The sequence below is a fragment of the Streptomyces tritici genome, assembly GCF_048500665.1.
Taxonomy (GTDB): domain Bacteria; phylum Actinomycetota; class Actinomycetes; order Streptomycetales; family Streptomycetaceae; genus Streptomyces; species Streptomyces tritici.
On the sequence record NZ_CP183183.1, the window covers coordinates 2,258,439 to 2,274,723 of the forward strand.

Annotated in this window: 11 protein-coding genes; 7 read left to right on the forward strand and 4 right to left on the reverse strand. The window is 74.8% G+C overall.

Translation table 11 applies throughout. From position 1 onward, the window contains the following. Positions 1–23 precede the first annotated feature (23 nt). The 6 genes from ACNJ93_RS10450 to ACNJ93_RS10475 all read left to right on the forward strand — a co-directional run bounded on the left by ACNJ93_RS10450 (position 24) and on the right by ACNJ93_RS10475 (position 10,795). The gene (locus ACNJ93_RS10450) at positions 24–1,382 is read left to right on the forward strand and encodes a vWA domain-containing protein (RefSeq protein WP_418957097.1); all 1,359 of its coding nucleotides are present in this window, start codon (positions 24–26) and stop codon (positions 1,380–1,382) included. A 41-nt stretch (positions 1,383–1,423) separates the two neighbouring features. Then, the gene (locus ACNJ93_RS10455; protein WP_418957098.1) at positions 1,424–2,905 is read left to right on the forward strand and encodes an FHA domain-containing protein; all 1,482 of its coding nucleotides are present in this window, start codon (positions 1,424–1,426) and stop codon (positions 2,903–2,905) included. 63 nt (positions 2,906–2,968) lie between these two features. After that, complete coding sequence (locus ACNJ93_RS10460; protein WP_418957099.1) at positions 2,969–3,373, forward strand: globin; 405 nt, start codon at positions 2,969–2,971, stop codon at positions 3,371–3,373. A 184-nt stretch (positions 3,374–3,557) separates the two neighbouring features. Beyond that, positions 3,558–6,908, forward strand: coding sequence for an FtsX-like permease family protein (locus ACNJ93_RS10465; protein WP_418957100.1), 3,351 nt, complete (start codon positions 3,558–3,560; stop codon positions 6,906–6,908). Between the two features lie 141 nt (positions 6,909–7,049). Then, the gene (locus ACNJ93_RS10470) at positions 7,050–9,842 is read left to right on the forward strand and encodes an ABC transporter permease (protein WP_418957101.1); all 2,793 of its coding nucleotides are present in this window, start codon (positions 7,050–7,052) and stop codon (positions 9,840–9,842) included. Continuing rightward, on the forward strand, positions 9,839–10,795 hold the full coding sequence (locus ACNJ93_RS10475; RefSeq protein ID WP_418957102.1) for an ABC transporter ATP-binding protein: 957 nt from the start codon (positions 9,839–9,841) through the stop codon (positions 10,793–10,795). The genes ACNJ93_RS10470 and ACNJ93_RS10475 overlap by 4 nt, the downstream gene beginning before the upstream one ends. Positions 10,796–10,918: 123 nt before the next feature. Here the strand turns inward: ACNJ93_RS10475 and ACNJ93_RS10480 are convergent, their stop codons facing one another. Genes ACNJ93_RS10480 through ettA form a run of 3 tightly spaced genes read right to left on the reverse strand, consistent with a single transcriptional unit; the run spans position 10,919 to position 13,691 of the window. After that, positions 10,919–11,596 (reverse strand): hypothetical protein, encoded by a 678-nt coding sequence (locus tag ACNJ93_RS10480; RefSeq protein ID WP_418957103.1) that lies wholly within the window; start codon positions 11,594–11,596, stop codon positions 10,919–10,921. Then, the gene (locus ACNJ93_RS10485) at positions 11,593–12,018 is read right to left on the reverse strand and encodes an acyl-CoA thioesterase (protein WP_418957104.1); all 426 of its coding nucleotides are present in this window, start codon (positions 12,016–12,018) and stop codon (positions 11,593–11,595) included. The genes ACNJ93_RS10480 and ACNJ93_RS10485 overlap by 4 nt, the downstream gene beginning before the upstream one ends. A gap of 8 nt (positions 12,019–12,026) precedes the next feature. Further along, positions 12,027–13,691, reverse strand: a complete 1,665-nt coding sequence (ettA, locus tag ACNJ93_RS10490) for an energy-dependent translational throttle protein EttA (RefSeq protein WP_418957105.1) — start codon at positions 13,689–13,691, stop codon at positions 12,027–12,029. Between the two features lie 255 nt (positions 13,692–13,946). On the opposite strand from ettA, the gene ACNJ93_RS10495 reads away from it, so the two are divergent. Beyond that, positions 13,947–14,627, forward strand: coding sequence for an esterase/lipase family protein (locus ACNJ93_RS10495; RefSeq protein WP_418957106.1), 681 nt, complete (start codon positions 13,947–13,949; stop codon positions 14,625–14,627). A gap of 75 nt (positions 14,628–14,702) precedes the next feature. Here the strand turns inward: ACNJ93_RS10495 and ACNJ93_RS10500 are convergent, their stop codons facing one another. Then, positions 14,703–16,091, reverse strand: a complete 1,389-nt coding sequence (locus tag ACNJ93_RS10500; RefSeq protein ID WP_418957107.1) for a Cys-Gln thioester bond-forming surface protein — start codon at positions 16,089–16,091, stop codon at positions 14,703–14,705. Positions 16,092–16,285 lie beyond the last annotated feature (194 nt).

Below are 16,285 nucleotides of genomic sequence, written 5' to 3' on the forward strand. Positions count from 1 at the left end.
CCTCGTACCCAGGAGCCGACCCGATGGCCAACTTCTCCAAGTCGAACGTGCCGCACTTCTCGGTGGACGTGTACCAGAACGAGTACCTGCCGGAGGGCGGGCGCGAGGTCCACGCCGTCGTGACGGTCACCGCCACCGGCGGCGGCACGACCGGCGGCACCCTCGGCGCGGGCGTGCCCCGGCCCCGTACGGACGGGCCCGGGTCCGGGTCCGACGCGGCGGTCGTGGTCATGGTCGACTGCTCGGGCTCCATGGACTACCCGCCGACCAAGATGCGCCACGCCCGCGAGGCGACGGCCGCCGCCGTGGACACCCTGCGCGACGGCGTGGCGTTCGCCGTGGTCGCGGGCACGCACGTGGCGAAGGAGGTCTATCCGGGCGGCGGCCGGCTGGCCGTCGCCGACGACCGGACCCGCGCCGAGGCCAAGGAGGCGCTGCGCCGGCTCTCCGCGGGCGGAGGCACGGCCATCGGCACCTGGCTGCGCCTCGCGGACGGGCTGCTCGCGAGCGGCGGCGCGCCGATCCGGCACGGCATCCTGCTCACCGACGGCCGCAACGAGCACGAGTCCCCGGCCGAGCTGCAGGCCGCCCTGGAGTCCTGCGCGGCCCGCTTCACCTGCGACGCCCGGGGCGTCGGGACGGACTGGGAGGTCAAGGAGGTCACCGCGATCGCCTCGGCGCTGCTCGGCACCGCCGACATCGTCGCCGACCCGTCCGGGCTGTCCGCCGACTTCACGCGCATGATGGAGACGGCGATGGGCAAGGAGGTCGCGGACGTCGGGCTGCGGCTGTGGACGCCGGTCGGCACGGAGATCCGGTACGTGAAGCAGGTCGCCCCGACCGTGGAGGACCTGACCGGCCGCCGCACCGAGGCCGGTCCCCGGGCGGGCGACTACCCGACCGGCTCCTGGGGCGACGAGTCCCGCGACTACCACGTCTGCGTCCGGGTGCCCGAGGCCGCCGTCGGCCAGGAGATGCTGGCCGCCCGGGTCTCGCTGATCCGCCCCGACCCGGCGGGCGGCGCCCCGGAGACCCTCGCGCACGGTCTGGTGCGGGCGGTGTGGACGGACGACATGGCCGCCTCGACCGCGATCAATCCGCAGGTCGCCCACTACACGGGCCAGGCCGAGCTGGCCCAGGCGATCCAGCAGGGTCTCGACGCCCGCAAAGCGGGCGATTTCGACGGCGCGACCGCGAAACTGGGCCGCGCGGTGCAGCTCGCGGTCGCCTCGGGGAACACGGACACCGCGAAACTGCTTTCGAAGGTGGTGGACGTGGTCGATGCAGCGACCGGTACTGTGCGTTTGAAGGCGAAGGTCGCGGAAGCGGACGAGATGACGCTCGAGACCCGGTCCACCAAGACGGTTCGCGTGAAGAAGTGACCGGCCACCGGGGCCGGACGACGAGAGGGGGAAGCACCGACATGCCGACCTGCCCGAACGGACACCAGTCGGTCTCCGACGACTGGTGCGAGGTCTGCGGCCATCGCATGGCCGGGGCGGGCGCGCCTGCGGGTGCCGTGCCGCCTCCACCGCCGCCCGCGCCCGGGTACGGGTACCCCGGCCCCGGCGGCGACCCGAACGCCACCGCCCAGGCGGAGCTCTGCCCGCAGTGCCGCACCCCGCGCGAGGCCATGGCCCCGTTCTGCGAGGAGTGCCGCTGGAACTTCCTGACGAACACGGCGACCTCGTACACCCCGGCCGCCCCTCCCGGGATGCCGAGCCCGCCGCCCGGTCTGAACCTGCCGCCCGGTTTCCAGGCCGGCCCCGGCCCGAGCCGTCCGGCTCCGGGTCCGCAGGGCCCCGGTCCCGGTCCGCAGGCCCCGCCGCCGGGCCCGCGCCAGCCGGACCCGTTCGAGTACCAGGGCTCGCGGCCCTCGCAGGTGAACCGGCCCGCCGAGCCGCTGTCCGGCGACCCCGCGCAGCACCAGGGCCCGCCGCCGCCCCCGCCCGCCTTCCAGCAGCCCGGCCCCCCGCCGCCCGGCCCGCAGGGCCAGGGGCCGCAGGGTCACGGCCAGGGTCCGCACGGCCAGGGTCCGCACGGCCAGGGTCCGCACGGCCAGGGTCCGCACGGCCAGGGTCCGCAGGGCCAGGGCATGCAGCAGCCGGGGCCGCCGATGCCTCCGGGCCCCGGCCCGCAGTCCGGCGCCCCGATGCCGCCGCAGCCGGGTCCGCCGGCCCCGCCCGCGTTCCTCCAGCAGGGTCCGCCGCCGCCCCCGCCCGCGCCGCAGGCGCCGCAGGCGCCCGGCGCGGACGACTGGATGCTGCCGCCGCCCTCGCACGCCCAGTCCGCCTCGCCGCAGGCCCCGCAGGCGCAGCACGCCCCGCCGGCCCCGCCGCAGCCGCACGCCCCGCAGTTCCAGGGCGGGCCGCAGCAGCAGCACACGGGCCAGCCCCACCCCGGACAGCAGCACGGCGGCCCGCAGCACGGCGGTCCGCAGCACGCGGGACAGCCGCACGGCGGTCCGCAGGCGCCGTTCCCCGGTCCCCCCGCCCCGGCCGCGAACTGGACCGCGGTGATCGGCCCGGACCGTGAGTACTTCCTGGCGATGATGCAGCGCAGCGGCCCGGAGGCGTCCGGTCTGAACCTGCCGGCGTACTCGCCCGAGCAGCACCTGCCGCTGGAGGGCAACCAGGTCTCCATCGGCCGCCGCCGCCACTCGACGGGCGAGTCCCCGGACATCGACCTGTCGGTGCCGCCGGAGGACCCGGGCGTCTCGCACCAGCACGCGGTGCTGGTGTCCCAGCCCGACGGTTCGTGGGCGGTGGTGGACCAGAACTCCACCAACGGCACCACGATCAACGGAGCCGAGGAGCCGATCCAGCCTTACGTGCCGATCCCGCTGCAGGACGGCGACCGGGTGCACGTGGGCGCCTGGACGACGATCACGATCCGCCGCGGCTGAGCGGGCGCCGGCCGAGGACCTACGACCCGGGTCCTCGGCCGGGGCGTCTGAGACCATGGAACGGTGATGGAGATTCCGCGCGGCACACTTCAGGAGCAGACCTTCTACGAGCAGGTCGGTGGCGAGGAGACCTTCCGGCGCCTCGTCCGCCGCTTCTACGAGGGCGTGGCCGAGGACCCCCTGCTGCGGCCGATGTACCCGGAGGAGGACCTCGGCCCGGCGGAGGAGCGGCTCGCGCTCTTCCTGATGCAGTACTGGGGCGGGCCCCGCACGTACAGCGACCACCGCGGCCACCCCCGGCTGCGGATGCGGCACGCCCCGTTCACGGTCGACAAGGCGGCGCACGACGCGTGGCTGCGCCATATGCGCGCGGCCGTCGACGAGTTGGGGCTCGCCGAGGAGCACGAGCGGCAGCTGTGGAACTACCTCACCTACGCCGCCGCCTCCATGATCAATACCGCCGACTGACCCCGCCTGACTGAATGTGAGGTTCCGCGCACGGACGGGCGGAATCCGGTGACTCCGCGCCGGATTCCGGTCACGATCGCGTCAAGGTCGGCGATCGAGGCGGTGCAAGCGGTTTCTTCCACCCGTGCCCTCTGAAAGCATCCGGTGACGTTCGGGTCATCGGGGGACGCCTTCGGGGGGATGGGTGACGGGGTTCGTACTGCTGCGCGTCAGGGCGCACCGCCTGCTGCTGGCGGCCGCGCTGCTCGCCGTCCTGCTCACCACCTCCGTGCTCGCCGCCCTGGCCGGGTTCTCCGGCTCCGTCGGCGACGCCGCCCTGCGCTCCGTGCTCCAGGGCCGCGAGGCGGGCGCCTCGGCGCTCGTCGTCACCGCGCAGGTCCCCGCCGAGCGGCGGGCCTCGGCGGACGCGGCCGTACGGGCCGGGGCGCGCACGGCCTTCGACGGCCTGCCGGTCACCGTGCGCCGGCTGGAGCGCTCGGGGCCGTACGCGCTGCCACGCGCCCTCCAGGCCCCGGCCGCCCGCGGCGACCAGCCCGATCTGACCCGGCTCGCCACCCTCGACCGCTCGCGGATCACGCTGGTCCGCGGCACCCTCCCCCGCGCCTCCGGCGCCGGCCCCGTCGAGGTCGCCCTGCCCGAGGCCGCCGCCCGGCGGCTGCGGCTCGGGCCCGGCGCCGTCCTCGACCTCACCGACCGGCTCGACCAGAAGAGCGTGGTGACGGCGAAGGTCACCGGCGTCTACCGGCCCGCCGACCTCACCGACACCTACTGGCTGCTCGACGAGGCCGCCGGGCGCGGCGTGCGGACCATGGTGTTCACGACGTACGGCCCGCTGCTCGCCGACGAGGCGCACTTCGCCGCCGGCCGGTTCAGCCGCGGCGACACGGCCTGGCAGGCGACCGCGGACTTCGCCGGGATGACCACCGGCCGGATCGACGCGCTGCGCGGCACGGCCGCCGCCGGGGCCGCGGCCCTCACCGACGGGACGGAACCGTTCGGCGGCGGTCAGGTGACCGCGGAGACCGCGCTGCCGACCGTGCTCCAGCAGATCGAGCGCCCCCTGCTCGTGGCCCGCTCCACCGTGCTCATCGTGGCCGTGCAACTGGTGCTGCTCGCCGCGTACGCGCTGCTGCTCGTCGCCCGGCTGCTCAGCTCGGAGCGGTCCGGCGAGACGGAACTCCTGCGCGCCCGCGGCGGTTCGCGCGGCCGGATCACCTGGCTGGCCGCCGTGGAGGCCGGGCTGCTCGCGCTGCCCGCGGCCGTGGTCGCGCCGCTGCTCGCCGGTCCCCTGACCCGGCTGCTCGGCTCGCAGGCGGCGCTCGCCGACGCCGGGCTGCGGCTCGACGCGACGCCCGCCGCGCAGGTGTGGCTGGTGGCCGCCGGGGTCGCGGTGTGCTGCGCGGCCGCCGTGGTCGCGCCGGCGCTGGCCGCCGGAGGCGGCGGAACGATCCGGCTGCGCAAGGGGCGGGCGGCCGCGCTGCCCGCCTGGGTGCGGGCCGGCGCGGACCTGGGCCTGCTGGTCGTCGCGGCCGTCGCGTACTGGCAGCTGCAGCGGCAGACCGACGGCTCCGGCGGCGGCGCGCTCAGCGGCGACCGGGAGGGCAGGCTCGGCATCGACCCGCTGCTGGTCGCCGCGCCCGCGCTGGCGCTGCTCGCCGGCACCGTCCTGACGCTGCGTCTGCTGCCGCCCGCGGCCCGGCTCGCGGAGCGGCGCGCGGCGGGCGGCCGGGGTCTGCCGGCGGCGCTGGCGGGCTGGCAGTTCAGCCGCCGGCCGCTGCGCGGCGCGGGGCCCGTGCTGCTGCTGGTGCTCGCGGTGGCGATGGGAATGCTGGCGATCGGGCAGAGCGCGTCGTGGAGCCGCTCGCAGAGCGACCAGGCCGACTTCCGCACCGGCGCGTCCGTACGCGTCCTGACGACCCGAGGCTCGGACCCCGCGGAGGCCGGGCGGTACTCCGGCATGCCCGGCGTACGGGCCGCCGCCCCCGCGCTGCGCGACACCATGCCCGGCCTGGGCGGGGGCCGCACCGCGGACGTGATCGCCCTGGACGTGGCGGGCGCGGCCGCCGGCGACGGGCTGCTGATGCGCGGGGACCTGGCCGGCGACCGGCCCGTCCGCGAGGTGCTCGGCGCGCTCGCCCCGCCCGGACGCGACACCGGACCGGCCGGCGTGCGGCTCCCGGACGACACCCGGAGCCTCACCCTCGACCTGCGCCTGACGAGCACCGCGCGGCACGCGACCGCGCCGCGGGTGTCGGTGACCCTGGAGGACCGGTACGGCATCCCGTACGGCCGGGTCCTCGGCTCCCTGCCCGCCGACGGCAGGACCCACCGGCTCACCGCCGACCTCGCCGGGGAGGCCGATCCCGGCAGCGGCCGGCCCGCCGCGCCCGCAGCTCCGCTGACGCTGACCGGCCTGCAGCTGGACGGCGACGTCGAGTACGGAAAGCCCGGCACCGAGCGGCTGGTCGTCGAGAGGCTGGCGGCGGCCGGGGCGAGCGGGGCGGCGCGGCCCGTGCCCGGGACGCCGGCCCGATGGACCGCCGAGCTGCGGGAGGGCTCGCCCGACGGCGGCGAGGGCCGGCCGCGTGCGGTGCGGCGGACGGCCGGCGCCACCGCGCCGGTGGACCTCGCGTACCGGCTCGGCACGGCGGCCCCGCCGAGCCCCTGGACCGTCTTCCAGAGCTACGGCCTGCGGCTGACCTCCGCTGTGGAGAGCAAGGCGGAGCCGCTGCCGGCGGTGGCCTCGGACGCGTTCCTGTCGGCGGCCGGCGCCGGGCGCGGCGACACGATGGACGTGACGCTCGGCGGCCGCACCCTGACGGTGCGGATCGCGGAGACCGTGCGGCAGCTGCCGACGACCGGCGCGAACGCGGCGAAGGCCGCGGGAGCGGGCGACGGCGGCGGCATCCTGTTCGACCTGCGCGCCGCGAACCGGCTCCTCGCGCCCGGCGACGGCCCGGCGCTGCAGCCCAACGAGTGGTGGCTCGCGACCGCCCCGGGCCGGGCGGACGAGGTGGCGGCGACGCTGCGGGCGCTGCCGAACACGGACCCGGCGCAGGTCCTCGTCCGCGACGAGACGGCCGCCGAACTGCTCGGCGACCCGCTCGGCGCGGGCCCCCGCTCCGCGCTGATGGCGGTCGCGGCCGCCGCTGCGGCCCTGGCGGCGGTCGGCTTCGCGGTGAGCGCGGCGGGCTCGGTCCGCGAACGGGCGGGCGAATTCGGCCTGCTGCGCGCGCTGGGCGCGCCGCGCCGCCAGCTGGCCCGGCTGATCGCCGCCGAGCAGGGCCTGCTGGTCGCCCTCGGCCTGCTGGTCGGGCTCGCCCTCGGCACGGTCCTGACCCGGGCGGTCGTCCCGCTCGTGCTGCTCACCCCGCAGGCCGCCCGCCCCGTCCCCCCGGTCCTGGTCGAACTCCCCCCGGGCCAGGTGGCGGTGCTCCTGGCGGCGGTGGCGGCGGTGCCCGTGCTGATCGTCGCCGCGATCGCGCTGCGCCGCGAGGACCCGGCGACGACCCTGCGGACCCAGGGGGCGGAGTGACGGCCCCGCCCCCGGTCCGCCGGACCGGCTCCGCCGGCGCATCCCCTGTCCCCTCGCCTCCTGTCACCGCGCCCCCGTTCAGCGCGCCTCCGGGTGCCGTGCTTCCGTTCCCCGTACGCCGTCTCCCGGGAGGTGACCGACGTGGCTCGTAAGGCTGTTGCCGTGGCGCCCTGGGTGCGGACGCGGCTGCGGGTGGCGCCCTGGGCCGCCGCCGCGGTGGCGGTGCTGGTGTTCGTCACCGCGCTGCTCGCCGCCGCGCTGCCCCGCGCCGTCGACGTCTACGAGACCGAGGGCCTGCGGCACGCCGTCGCCACCGCTCCGGCGGCGAAGCGCGTCGTCGAGGTGATCGACGAGCACCGGGCCGCCCCCGACGAACTGGCGCCCGAGCGGCTCGCCGAGGACTACGCCGCGCTGCTGCGCGAACTGCCCGCGCCGCTGCGGACGCTGCCCGCCGAGTCGGCGTACGGCGTGCGGACCGACAAGCGCGTCGACTCCCTCGACGCCTGGCTGCCCAAGCCGTACAAGCTGCGCCCGCAGCTGACCCTGTCCACGCAGTCGGGCGTGCCGCAGCACAGCACCCTGCGCGCCGGCCGGTACGCGCGCGGCGGCCCCGAGCCCGAGGCCGTGGTGACCGCCGCGACCGCCAAGGCGCTGCGCATCAAGCCCGGCGTCGTGATCCACGTCCCCGGCGAGGACGCCCGACCCCTCGGCATCCGGATCACCGGGATCGTCGAGCCGCGCGAACCCGACAGCGACTACTGGTCGTTCGAGCCCACCCTGCGCACCCCCGTGTACGCGTCCGTGCCGCGCGCCGACGCGCCCGAGTTCTACTGGGACGCCGCGCTCCTGCTCGCCCCCGAGGCCGCCCCGACCGTGCAGCGGACCACCGCGGGCACCGAGGTGTACTGGCGGCTGTCCCCCGCGAGCGACCATCTGACCGGGCGCGACGCGGACCGGCTCACCTCCGTCCTCGCCTCGCTCGGCAGCGGCCCCGGGCTCGGCCGGGTGCGGGAGCTGCTCGGCGAGGCCACCGCCGTGCACACCGCCCTCGACGACGAGGTCGTCGGCGGCCATGTCTTCATGCGCGAGGCGATCACGCCGGTCGTCGCGGTCGCCGCGATCGGGATGAGCACGGTGGCCCTGGTCGTGCTCGCCATGACCGGCGGGCTGTTCACCGCCCGCCGGCACGCCGAACTGTCCCTGCTCCGCGCCCGCGGCGGCTCCCTCGCCGGCATCGGCGTCCGGCTGCTGGGCGAGACCGCGGTGGTCGCCGTCCCGGCCGCCGGGCTGGGGCTGCTCGCCGCGGTCCTGCTCGTCGACGACGCGGCGGGCGGCCCCGGCTCGGCCCGGTTCCTGCCCGCCGCCCTCGCCGCCTCGGGCGTCGCGCTCGTCGCCGCGCTCACGCTGCCGCTGCGCGCCGTGTTCGTGCACCGCACGCCGCGGCTGCACGGCGGGCGCGAGGACGTCGTGGACGCCCGGCCCTCGCGCCGCCGCCTCGTCGCCGAGGTGACGCTGCTGGTGCTCGCCGCCGGGGCCGTCGCGGCCCTGCGCCGGCGCGGCACCGACGACGCGGGCGACCACCTGGTCAGCGCGGCGCCGGTGCTCGTCGCCCTGATCGCCGCGCTGCTCCTCGTACGGCTCTACCCGCTGCCGCTGCGCTGGGCGGCCCGCCCGGCGGCGCGGCTGCGCGGCCTGGTCGGCCACCTGTCGCTGGCGCGGGCCGGGCGCTCCGCGGCCAACGGCACGCTGCCGCTGCTGGCGCTGCTGGTGGCGCTGACGACGGCGGCCTTCGGCGGTTCGGTGCTCGCGGGCGTCGCCGACGCCCGGGACCGGGCGGCGGTCCTGACGACCGGCGCGGACGCCCGGATCTCCTCCGCCACCGGCGCGGCGCCGCTGCCCGCCGGCCTCGACCGGGCGGTGCGCGGCTCCGCCGGGGTGCGGGAGACCCTGCCGGTGCACCTCGCGTACGGGGTGCCGCTGACGCCGGAGGTCCGTACGGCGGAGAACGCGTCGGACACGCGGCTGGACCCGGAGGCGGGGCCGAAGTACGCGACGGTGCTGGGCGTGCACCCGGGCGCGTACGCGCGGCTGGCGCGGGAGACGGGCATCGGCACGTTCCGGCCCGGGCTGCTGGGAGCCGGCAAGGACCGGGTGGTGCCGGTGCTCGCCTCGCCGGGCGTCGCGAAGCGGTTCGGCTCGGAGCCGTACGAGATCCCGTCGTACGCCGGGGACTTCAAGGTGAAGGTGGTGGGGGTGCTGACCCGGACCCCCGCCGTCACCGAGACGGACTTCCTGCTGATCGACCGGGCGGCCCTGCCCCGCGTCGCGCCGACCATGCTGCTGGTCACGGCCGGGCCCGGCGGCCTGGACGGGCCGGCGCTGCGGTCGCTCGTCGAGAAGCGCGCCGGGGACTTCTCTGTGCGGCTGCGGCAGGAGCAGCGGGGCGCGTACGTGGACTCGCCGATGCAGACCGGCGCGGAGCGGGTCTACGCGACGGCGATCGGCGCGGGCGCGGGGTACGCGGGCCTGGCGGTCCTGCTGTCGCTGGTGCGGTCGGCGCCGGAGCGGGCCATGCTGCTGGCCCGGCTGCGGACGATGGGCCTGACCCGGCGGCAGGGGCGGCGGCTGCTCGGCCTGGAGGCGCTGCCGCAGGCACTGCTGGCCGCGGTCGGCGGGACGCTCGTCGGCTGGGCGACGATCCTGCTGCTCGCGCCGGGCGTGGACCTGGTCCGGCTGGCGCTCGCGGCCGCGCCGGACGTGACGACGATGGAGCGGGTGACGCTGGACCGGGCGGCGCTGCGCGCCGACGGCTGGTCGCTGGCACTGCCGGCGCTGGGCGTGGTGCTGCTGACCGGCGCGGCGGCGGGGCTGCAGGCGTGGTGGTCCGCGCGTACCGGATCGACGAAGGAACTGAGGGTGGGAGACACGCGATGAGCGACACGACCCTGGCGGATCTGGAACAGCGGGCGGCGGCGCGGCGCGACCGGCCCTCGTACGGGCACGACGCGCTGATCGCCTGCGACCGGCTGGTCCGCATCTTCACGACCGATGGGGTGGAGGTCCAGGCGCTGCAGGGCCTGGACCTGCTGGTGCAGCAGGGCGAGCTGATGGCCCTGGTGGGGGCGTCCGGCTCGGGCAAGTCCACGCTGATGAACATCCTGGCGGGCCTGGACGTGCCGACGGCCGGCGCGGCGAAGGTGGCGGGCTGCGACCTGCTGTCGATGGACGCGAAGGCGCGGCTGCGGTACCGGCGGGACGTCGTGGGCTTCGTCTGGCAGCAGACGGCCCGCAACCTGCTCCCCTACCTGACGGCCGCCCAGAACGTGGCACTGCCCATGCAGTTGCGGGGCGGCCGGACGAGCCGCAGGGCGAAGGCGCAGCGCGCCGAGGAGCTGCTCGGAATGCTCGGCGTCGCCGAGTGCCGCGACCGCCGCCCGCACCAGATGTCCGGCGGCCAGCAGCAGCGCGTCGCGATCGCGGTGGCGCTGGCGAACGACCCGGCGGTGCTGCTCGCGGACGAGCCGACGGGCGAGCTGGACTCGGCGACGGGCGAGCAGGTCTTCGCCTCGTTCCGCCGGGCCAACGAGGAGCTCGGCACGACGATCGTGATCGTGACCCACGACCAGGCGGTGGCCGCGGAGGTCCGCCGCACGGTCGCCATCCGCGACGGCCGCACGTCCTCGGAGGTCCTGCGGCGCACGGAGATCGACGCGGAGGGCCAGGAGTCCCTGGTGTCGAAGGAGTACGCCATGCTCGACCGCGCCGGCCGCCTGCAGCTCCCCGCCGAGTACACGGAGGCCCTGGGCATGGAGCACCGCGTCCTGCTGGAACTCGAACAGGACCACATCGGGGTGTGGCCGGACGGTCAGGGGCCTGCGGGGAACTGAGGGGGCGGGCGTACGGGGCCGTACTGGCCCGTACCGGGCCGGGGTTCGGGGCGGCCCGATGGCAACGATCCCGGGGTCGGCTCGACGGCGAGGGCCCGGGCTGGCTCGCCGCCGGGCTCGGGGTCAGCTCGCTGCCGGCGCCGGGGTGACCGTCAGGCCGAGGGGCGGGGCGGTGCGGAGGGCGATCGAGCCGTACGGCGTGCGCAGGCGCAGCCAGGGGCCGGCCGCGAGGACGGTCACCGAGACGTCGGGCGAGGGCAGGAAGCCGAGGGACTGGGCCGCGTGCACGGCCCGCAGCGGCAGGCCGGTGGTCCCGACCGTCCGCGACCAGATCTCGCGGCCGATCCGGTCCCGCTCCTCCCGCGTCCGCCGTTCCTCCGGCAGCGCCTCGTCGCGGGCGCGGAACTCCGCCACCGCCGCCGCGACCGCCGCCCGCAGCGCGGCGCCCGAGGGCACGTCCTCGACGGCGCGCCAGCCGCCCCGCGGCGGCAGCACGCCGGCCCACGGCGGCCCGGTGACCGCCGCCGGGACGACGGCCTTGCCGGCCGACTCCTCGACGCCCTCCAGGAGTTCGCCCGCCGAGACGGTCACGTCCAGGACGAGCGCCTCGTCGACGAGCCGGGCCGTACGGATCGCCAGCACCTCGAACGACGGCGGCCGCCCGAACACGGCCAGGGCCCCGCCGCCCGCCTGGAGGCGGACGGCGGCGGCCCGGTCGTACCGGAGCAGCCGGCGCAGGAAGCCGGCGAGGTCCGCCGCCTCCCGGGCGTCGGCGAAGTGCAGGGGCGCGAGCACGCTCATGCGGCGGAGGTCATCCCGTCGTCGACGTACTCCTCCAGGAACGACCGCTCCTCCGCGGAGATCCGGCGCGGACGCTGGGCCTCCAGGTCGAAGGGGACGACGACCGTGGAGGCGCGTACGTATGTGACGTGCGGGTCCTTGATCTCGTACGCGATCGTCAGCGACGCCGCGCCTATCTTCGTGACCCACGACTCGATGGTGACCGGCTCGTGCCGGTGCACCAGCGGCCGCACGTAGTCGATCTCGTGGCGGGCCACGACGGACCCGCCGGAGAACGACGGCGAACCGTCCCCCGGCGCCAGCCGGAACATGAAGTCGATCCGCGCCTCTTCCAGGTACCGCAGGAAGACGACGTTGTTGACGTGCCCGAAGGCGTCCATGTCCGACCAGCGCAGGGGGCACTGGTAGATGTGCCGAGCCATCAGAGAGATCAGCCCCGGGTCAGCTTCTTGTACGTGGCGCGGTGCGGACGCGTGGCGTCCGGGCCGAGCCGCTCGATCTTGTTCTTCTCGTAGGACTCGAAGTTGCCCTCGAACCAGAACCACTTGGAGTCGCCCTCGTACGCCAGGATGTGCGTGGCGACTCGGTCGAGGAACCAGCGGTCGTGGGAGACGACCACGGCGCAGCCGGGGAAGTCGAGCAGCGCGTTCTCGAGCGAGGACAGGGTCTCGACGTCGAGGTCGTTGGTCGGCTCGTCGAGGAGCAGCAGGTTGCCGCCCTGCTTGAGGGTGAGCGCGAGGTTGAGGCGGTTGCGCTCGCCGCCGGAGAGCACACCGGCCGGCTTCTGCTGGTCCGGGCCCTTGAAGCCGAACGCGGAGACGTACGCGCGCGACGGCATCTCGACCTGGCCGACGTTGATGTAGTCCAGCTCGTCGGAGACGACGGCCCACAGCGTCTTCTTCGGGTCGATGTTGGCGCGGGTCTGGTCGACGTAGGAGATCTTGACGGTCTCGCCGACCTTGATCTCGCCGGCGTCGGGGGTCTCCAGGCCCTGGAGCATCTTGAAGAGCGTGGTCTTGCCGGCGCCGTTCGGGCCGATCACGCCGACGATGCCGTTGCGGGGCAGGGTGAAGGACAGGTCGTCGATGAGGACCTTGTCGCCGAAGGCCTTGGAGAGGTTGCTGACCTCGACGACGATCGAGCCCAGGCGCGGGCCCGGCGGGATCTGGATCTCCTCGAAGTCCAGCTTCCGCATCTTGTCGGCCTCGGCCGCCATCTCCTCGTAGCGAGCGAGACGGGCCTTGGACTTGGCCTGACGGCCCTTGGCGTTGGAGCGGACCCACTCCAGCTCTTCCTTGAGGCGCTTCTGGCGCTTCTCGTCCTTCCGGCCCTCGACCTTGAGGCGCTCGGCCTTCTTCTGCAGGTAGGTCGAGTAGTTGCCCTCGTACGGGTGGGCGCGGCCGCGGTCGAGCTCGAGGATCCACTCGGCGACGTTGTCGAGGAAGTACCGGTCGTGGGTGATCGCCACGACGGTGCCCTTGTACTGGGCGAGGTGCTGCTCCAGCCAGTTCACCGACTCGGCGTCGAGGTGGTTGGTGGGCTCGTCGAGGAGCAGCAGGTCGGGGGCCTCGAGCAGCAGCTTGCAGAGCGCGACGCGGCGCTTCTCGCCGCCGGAGAGGTTGGTGACCTGCCAGTCGCCGGGCGGGCAGCCCAGGGCGTCCATGGCCTGCTCCAGCTGGGCGTCGAGGTCCCACGCGTTGGCGTGGTCCAGGTCGTCCTGGAGCTTGCCCATCTCCTCCATCAGCTCGTCCGTGTAGTTCGTGGCCATCTCCTCGGCGATGGCGTTGAACCGGTTGAGCTTGCCCTTGATCTCGGCGACGCCGTCCTCGACGTTCTCCAGGACGGTCTTGGCCTCGTCCAGCTTCGGCTCCTGCATGAGGATGCCGACGGAGTAGCCGGGGGCCAGGAACGCGTCACCGTTGGACGGCTGCTCCAGGCCGGCCATGATCTTCAGCACGGTGGACTTACCGGCGCCGTTCGGGCCGACCACACCGATCTTCGCACCCGGCAGGAAGCTCAGCGTCACGTCATCGAGGATGACCTTGTCGCCGTGCGCCTTGCGCGTCTTGCGCATCGTGTAGATGTACTCAGCCAAGAGAAACCGTCCGGCAAAGAGTGAGTGGGCAGATACACCCCATCTTGCCTGACGTCCACCCGACGACGGAAACCAGTACGTCGGGGGTGCGCCGGTGCGCGGGGTGGCCGGGTGGGGCGAGACGCTACGGGTCGGAGCGAAAGTGCAGGTCAGCCTGGGTGTGCTGATTCTTGCGCGGGTCTTGACCCCGTTGGGCTACCGGGGAGTAGCCTCCTCGCGGCCTCCCCCCACAGAGCCGATCACCCGAGGTGTGCGTTGAAGAGATACCTGCTTTCCGCCGCCGTGAGCGCTCTGTTCGCGTTCACGTCCGCCGCTCCGGTCCACGCCGCCGATCCCGCGGCCTTCGGCCCGTCGAGCCATCCGATCCTGTTCGTGCACGGGTACAACTCGTCCGGTTCCTACTGGAACACCATGGCCGGCGACTTCCGGGCCGACGGCTGGCCGTCGTCCCACCTGGACCAGTGGAACTACGACTGGCGCCAGTCCAACGCCACGACCGCCCAGCAGCTGGCCGCCGAGGTGGACCGGCTGCTCGCGGCCACCGGCGCGTCCAAGGTCGACGTCGTCACCCACTCCATGGGCGGGCTGTCCAGCCGCTACTACGCCAAGAACCTGGAGGGCAGCGGGAAGGTCGACGCCTGGGTCTCGCTGGCCGGGCCCAACCACGGCACCGACTGGGCGGAGGGATGCGGCGACGTCTCCTGCGTCGAGATGCGCATCGGGTCCGCGTTCCTCACCCAGCTCAACTCCGGCGACGAGACCCCGGGCACCCCGCGCTACGGCACGTGGTGGTCCCCCTGCGACACGGTCATCAACCCGGACAGCAGCGTCTCCCTGAGCGGCGCGCGGAACACCAGAACGGCCTGCCTCGGCCACCTCGCCATCGGCTCCGACCCGACCGTCTACGGCCAGGTGCGCGACTTCGTCAACAGCTGAGCGCACACGACGACGGCCCCCCTGCGCGGGGGCGCAGGGGGGCCGTCGTCAGCGGTGACTACAGGTGGTGGCGGGTCACTCGCCGGCGGGCTTCTTCCTGCGGAGGAAGAAGACCGCGCCGCCGCCGATCAGGACGAGCGCCACGGCGATGCCGGCGATCATCGGGGTGGCGTTGGAGCTGCCGGTCTCGGCCAGGTCGCCGTCGGAGCCGCCGGTGCCGCCGCCCGCGGTGGCCGCGGAGGGCTGGGGCGTGGGCTGCTCGCTCGGGGCGCCGGGGGCGGCCGTCTTGCAGTCGAGGACGCCCTTGAAGGTCTTCTTGAAGCCGTTCGGGCCGGTGATGGTGAACTCGTACGCCTGGTCCTCGGCGACCGGGATGGTGACGGTGCGGGACTCGCCGGCCTTGATGGTGACCGTCTGGCCCTTCAGCTCGAAGGTGAAGTCCTCGTCGCCCTTGTTGGCCGCGGTGATGTCCACGCCGCCCTTGGCGCAGTTCTTCTCCGCCGAGAGCGCCGGGATCGGGCCCTTCTTGGCCCAGGTCGCGGTGGCCTTCGCGGTGACCGTGGAGGTGCTGGTGCCGGCCAGGATCAGGGTCTGGCTCTTGGTCTCGCTGACGAACGCGCGGCCGATCGGGACGGTGGTGTCCGCCTGGACGCTCAGCGTGGTGGAACCGTCGGCGGTGCCGGCCGGGACGTCGAAGTAGACCTTCGTGCCGTCGGCGGCGGAGTCGAGGACCTTGCCGCTCTTGTCGACGATCTTCACGCCGGCCGGCGCGCCGGGCGCGAGGCTGAGCGCGGCCTTGGCGGCGTTGGTCTTCACGGTGATCGGGCCGAGCTTCTCGCCCGGGTGACCGGCGACGGACGGCGGGTCGAGGGTCAGCGAGGCACCCGGCTCCGCGAGGTTCTTCGCCTCCTGCTCCAGGTACTCCGTGAGCTTGCGCGCGTCGGCGTCCTCGGGCGTGGCCTCGACCTTGTCCGAGAAGTGCCAGATCGCGGCCTGGGTGCCGGCGGCGGCGGTGTCCTCGGTCAGCTTGGCCGCGCCGACCTTCTTCGCCAGCGCGGTGAGGTCATTCACCTGCGGGAAGGAGTTCTGCAGGATCCAGCGGATCTTGCCGGCGTCCGGGTTGTTGTGCAGCGACGACTGGTCCCAGCCGACCTCCTTGTACTCCGTGCCCTTGCGGGCCGGGGTGCGCAGGTCGATGCAGTACGTCTGGATCGCGCCGCCGGGCGTGACGGCCATCTCGAAGAGGCCCGCCTCGGCGTTCCACTTCTTGCCGTCCTTCTCCTCGATGGTGACGGTGTCGTGGATCGCGAGCCTGCCGAGCGTGGCGCTGGCGCCCCCGGAGTTCTGCGCGCCCTCGTCGGCCGCCGCCGGTCCCGCGACGGCTATCGCACCCGCCGCGACGAGGCCCGAGACCACGGTCGCGGCGGCAAGGCGGGCTGCGCCGCGCCTCCGAACAGAAAACATTGGATTCCCCTTCAGGCGAGGCTGCTCCGCGTCGTCGGTCGCAACGCGTGGGGGGAGCACTTCGCCGGCAGACTCAAGTTCCGCGTGAGTACGCCGGAATCCTAGGGACGTGACAGCCCCTGATCCCCCGTCATGCCATCAGATAACCATTCCGAATCGTAATCGTTATCAGCGATGCCCGGAGTGTCGACAAA